The organism is Rhizobacter sp. P1_G5 (assembly GCF_056405435.1).
In genome coordinates this window covers 1-4,389 of record NZ_JBFUCB010000519.1, presented here as the reverse complement: position 1 = coordinate 4,389, position 4,389 = coordinate 1, and the positions used below count along the sequence as shown (strand labels likewise).

General features: G+C 66.0%; 6 protein-coding genes. 3 read left to right on the top strand and 3 right to left on the bottom strand.

Translation table 11 applies throughout. From position 1 onward, the window contains the following. The 3 genes from AC1D12_RS25960 to AC1D12_RS25950 form a co-directional block, all read left to right on the top strand. The coding region (locus AC1D12_RS25960) for a tRNase toxin domain-containing protein (RefSeq protein ID WP_477843821.1) at window positions 1-536 on the top strand (536 nt) is incomplete at its 5' end. Between the two features lie 2 nt (window positions 537-538). Beyond that, window positions 539-1,009, top strand: a complete 471-nt coding sequence (locus tag AC1D12_RS25955; RefSeq protein ID WP_477829218.1) for a hypothetical protein — start codon at window positions 539-541, stop codon at window positions 1,007-1,009. Between the two features lie 199 nt (window positions 1,010-1,208). After that, the gene (locus AC1D12_RS25950; RefSeq protein WP_477843819.1) at window positions 1,209-1,493 is read left to right on the top strand and encodes an antitoxin Xre/MbcA/ParS toxin-binding domain-containing protein; all 285 of its coding nucleotides are present in this window, start codon (window positions 1,209-1,211) and stop codon (window positions 1,491-1,493) included. Window positions 1,494-1,512: 19 nt separating this feature from the next. Here AC1D12_RS25950 and AC1D12_RS25945 read toward each other — a convergent pair whose 3' ends face one another. From AC1D12_RS25945 to AC1D12_RS25935, 3 genes are all read right to left on the bottom strand, one after another. Next, entirely contained in the window at window positions 1,513-2,430 is a 918-nt protein-coding gene (locus AC1D12_RS25945) for an NAD(P)/FAD-dependent oxidoreductase (protein ID WP_477843817.1), read from the bottom strand. 110 nt (window positions 2,431-2,540) lie between these two features. Continuing rightward, on the bottom strand, window positions 2,541-4,064 hold the full coding sequence (locus tag AC1D12_RS25940) for a catalase (RefSeq protein WP_477827469.1): 1,524 nt from the start codon (window positions 4,062-4,064) through the stop codon (window positions 2,541-2,543). A gap of 85 nt (window positions 4,065-4,149) precedes the next feature. Continuing rightward, window positions 4,150-4,389 (bottom strand): LysR substrate-binding domain-containing protein (locus AC1D12_RS25935; protein WP_477843815.1); only part of this gene is annotated, 240 nt, incomplete at its 5' end.

Genomic DNA, 4,389 nt, shown 5'->3' with positions numbered 1-4,389 from the left:
GTGCGTTGTTCGACCGCTACCGTGCCATCAAGGAAGGCGATCCCAGCTCCGCACCGAACATCATTCGCATGGGCATCGCCATCATGGATGCGCAGGGGCGGCAGGGACGCTATGACTTGGCGCCCTTGGCTCCGATGGCAAGCGCAGCAATGGGCAGTGGTATGGTCGCGGGAGCTGCGCCGGGGCCGAGCACTGGGGGAGCAGGTGCGGCAAGGGGGCTGAAATGGGGACTGTCGATATCCGAGACCAAGGTCGCGTTGTCCTCAGCGCAAGACGCCTACAAGGGCAGCACGATCGTTGGTCATGCACTTTCCAAACATGCCGGCCGAAATCCGGAGACGTGGGGCACTATGACTGGCTCTATGAAAACCTGGAATGAGCAGGGGATGACACAACTTCGTGAAGTCATCCGTGGTCCTGGACAGTTCATAAAGCAGACTTACGACAATGGCCTCACGTTCCTGGAGAAACGACTGTCAGACGGGCGGGGGGTTCGACTCAACCTGGATGGCTCATTCAAGGGATTCTTGGACTGATCATGGACGGACTCATTGAATTGATCTTCGACGCTGTTCCCGATGGCTCCGTTGATGGGCTGGTGTATGGCTTGCTTCAGGAGGCCTCCCCAATGGAGCTTTCCCACAGTGAGTTGGGCCTTCTCGATCCGAAACAGCTTGACCAAGGATTGAAAGAGTTGCTGAAGGATGGCTCTGTGTCGGCGTCCATCTTTATACGGGCTGCCTCTGTGAGAGTTGGTGATGTTCGGATCAGTGCCCCGCTGATCAGAATCCTTCGCTCCGAAGGATCGAGCGAGGTGGCTGTCATATTCGGTAGCGCCGACATCGATCCCACGGATAGACAAGAGGCGTCCAAGAAGCTTTTGGTTGGTGCTGACCTGCTTGCGAGAGGCGCAGATGTCGCCGACTATTTCTGTGGATACGAGCCAGCGACGGACGAGAGTACGAGGCTGTTCTCGAGGGACAGGATCGGGCCCCTCGTGAGGTTGTAGCTTCCTGCGGCAAAGCAGCCCGGTCACCGAGCGATGCGCACACTTAGGCAGGTGAGCGAGGCCTTCGACGGTGCGAGGCAGCCCGGCGGCACGAACCGGCTGATCGCGACCGACACCGAGTAYGGCGACTTGGGCCAGGTGGAGCGYAGGCAGTGCCGACGTGGGGCAAACGCACGCTGAATGCGACGTGCTGGGCCGGGTGCTGCGCATCTACTGTGAATTGAACACACCAGAGGACACCATGGGAGCTATTGCCTACTCGGAGCTGCTGATCGCGTGTCAAGTCAGCAATACCCGGCTGTCCGCCGAAACGCTGGTCAAGGCCGCCGAGCTGTTTGGCGGGCTAGAGGCGGCGCAGCGCTGGATGTCGTCACCCGTGATGGGGCTGGACGGCGCCCGCCCGGTCGAGTTGCTGCGCACCTCGCAAGGCACCCAACTCGTCACCGAATTCCTCGAGCGTATCGAACGCGGCGTCTACAACTGATCWCGAACGGCAACGCCCCTCAGGCCGCCGCCAGCACTCGCAACCCCGGCTGGCGATCGACACGCGGCTGAATCCACCGCTCGAGCGCTGACGCGTTCTGGATCGACTTCGCCACCTGCACGCCGTGGGCATAGGCGGTCGTGACGCAGGGGTGCAGAAAATTCGTCACCTCGCCCGCGGCATACAGGCCGGGCAACCCTGGCACCGCCCCGTGGCGATCGACCTCGATGCAGCCGTCGTCCAGCGCAAGCCTCAGCCCCGCCGGAATACTGGCCTCGAAGCCATACTGAACGCCGATCACGTCGAACGCTTGGCTGTCGACCGTCATCGCCGACTGATCCGCCTCGAACGGTCCGACGTGCACGCACTCGGGCGCCACCTGTTTCAGCAGCAGCGCCTGGGCACGCGGCGGGCGCCGGCAGAAGATCTCGACGCTGGCCGCGCCACGCCGCTGCGCAAAGCCGGCCTGGTCGARGGCGTTGTCACCGCCGCCGAGGATCGCCACGCGCTTGCCGGCCACGGCGATCCGCTCCATCGCCACGCCGGGCCCGATGCCCACCGTGTCCGACGGCACGAAGCCACCGCGGCGCGGCTTCGATCCGGTGGCGATGACGACGTTGCGCGCCCGATGGACCCCGCTGCGCCCCGACACCTCCCAGCCCAGGCCGCTCGGGCGCTGGCGGATGCCGGTGACCCAGAAGCCGAGGTTGTGCGGCACGTTCGCCGACTCCAGGTGATCCTGCAGCTGCGCGGCCACCTGCTGGCCCGTCCGGCCCTGCAGCCCGGGAATCCAGCGGTTCGTGTACGGGCTGTTCAGCTGCAGCCCGCCGACCGCGGAGCCCGCCTCCAGCAGCAGCACGTCCATCCCCAGCTGGTGCAGCCACAAGGCGCAGGCCGCACCGGCCGGGCCGCCACCGATCACCACCGCGTCGTTCATCGTCGTTCCTTGTGCTCGGGCGCCACCGTTGGCGCACCGAAGCAGCATCCGGGAACGACGCGTCCGCCCTGCGCCGGTTTGCGAAGCCGGCGCCGGTGGGGCGAACCCGGTCAGTCCTGCAGCGCGGCCGCCGCCTGCTGCACCCGCCCCACGTCCGCCTTCACCGCCTTTGCGATCTCGCTGCCGTAGCCGCTGTCCGCCTTGTAGAAGTGCGACAGCATCGCGTACTTCACCGCATCGTTGTCGACCCGGCCCAGGTCGCCGGCCAGGTTGGCGATCAGGCTCGATTGCTCCTTCTTCGACAGCGAGCGCCAGAACTCGCCGGCTTGCCGGAAGTTCAGCGTCTTCGCGATGCGCGCCTGCTGCGTGCCACCGGCCAGCGGCAGGCTGCTCGACTTGTACGCCGCGTCGGCCGGCAGCGGCCGCAGCCGCGACGGCTCGTAGTTGACGAGCCCGCTGCGCGCGCCGGCATTCGCGTCGCCGTCCTGGTTGTTGCTCGCCACCGCCGCCTTCGGCGCATTGATCGGCAACTGCTGCACGTTGGTACCCACGCGGTGGAACTGCGTGTCGTTGTAGCTGAACAGCCGCCCCTGCAGCAGCCGGTCTTCCGAGGCCTCGATGCCCGGCACCAGGTTGCCCGGCGCGAACGCGCTCTGCTCGGTCTCCTGGAAGATGTTGGCCGGGTTGCGGTTCAGTGTCATCGTGCCGACCTTGGTCTCCGGCACGCCGGTCCACACCTTGGTCGCGTCCAGCGCGTTGAAGTCGAAGCCGTCCAGCTGCTCGGGCTTCAGCAACTGCACGTACAGGTCCCACTTCGGAAAGTTGCCGCTGGTGATCGCGTTGATCAGGTCCTCGCTCGCATGGTTGAAGTTGCGCCCCTGCAGCGCCGCGGCCTCGGCGCCGCTCAGGTTCTTCTCGCCCTGCAGCGTCTTCCAGTGGAACTTCACGTAGGTGTACTGGCCCTGCGCATTGACGAACTTGTAGGCGTGCACGCTGTTGCCGTCCATGTTCCGGTAGCTGGCCGGCGTGCCGAGGTCGGAGTACAGCCGCGTCAGCATGTGCGTCGATTCGGGCTGCTGCGAGAAGAAGTCGAAGAAGCGGTTCGGGTCCTGCACGTTGGTGTCGGGGCTCGGCTTCAGGCTGTGCACCATGTCCGGGAACTTGATCGCATCCCGGATGAAGAACACCGGCAGGTTGTTGCCCACCAGGTCCCAGTTGCCTTCGCTGCCGTAGAACTTGGTCGCGAAGCCGCGCGGGTCGCGCAGCGTCTCGGGCGAGTGGTTGCCGTGGATCACCGTCGAGAAGCGCACGAACACCGGCGTGCGCGTGCCGGCGGTGAAGATCTTCATGCGGGTGACGGCCGAGAGATCGGCGCTCGCGACGAACTCGCCATGCGCCCCGGTGCCGCGCGCATGCACCACGCGCTCGGGGATGCGCTCGCGGTCGAAGCGCTGCAGCTTCTGGATCAGCTGCACGTCCTGCAGCAGCACCGGCCCGCCGGGGCCGGCGGTCTGCGAGTTCTGGTTGTCGCCGACCGGTGCGCCGTTGTCGCGTGTGAGGGTCTGCGCTTGTGCGGCGGTACCGGCCAGCAGCAGCGCCGCCGCGAGGGTCCAACGAAAGGAGGTGTTCGTCATCGTGTGCTCCACGTTCAGGTTCTGGTGCGCGGAGCTTAGGAAGACGGGTCACCCGCCGGAAGTTGAAAGATTCAGTGCCGCCGATTCAGGACGTGAATCGAACGCCCTCCGGCAAGGCCTCGCGCAGCGTCGCGCCAAGCAGTTGCAGGTCATCCGACTTCGCATGCCCGGCGCGCCACACCATGCCGATGCGGCGCGACTGCCCCTGCGCGAGCGGCCGCACGACGAGGCCCGAACCGTCCTGGCCGCGTTCGCTCGCGAGGCAGCGCACCGCGAGTGCCGGCATCAGCGTGCAGCCGAGGCCCGCCGCCACCAGCTGGCGCAG

Bases quoted from the DNA above. Each gene is read 5' to 3' on its own strand.
- AC1D12_RS25955 (WP_477829218.1), top strand. From the start codon at position 539: ATGGACGGACTCATTGAATTGATCTTCGACGCTGTTCCCGATGGCTCC.
- AC1D12_RS25940 (WP_477827469.1), bottom strand. From the start codon at position 4,064: ATGACGAACACCTCCTTTCGTTGGACCCTCGCGGCGGCGCTGCTGCTG.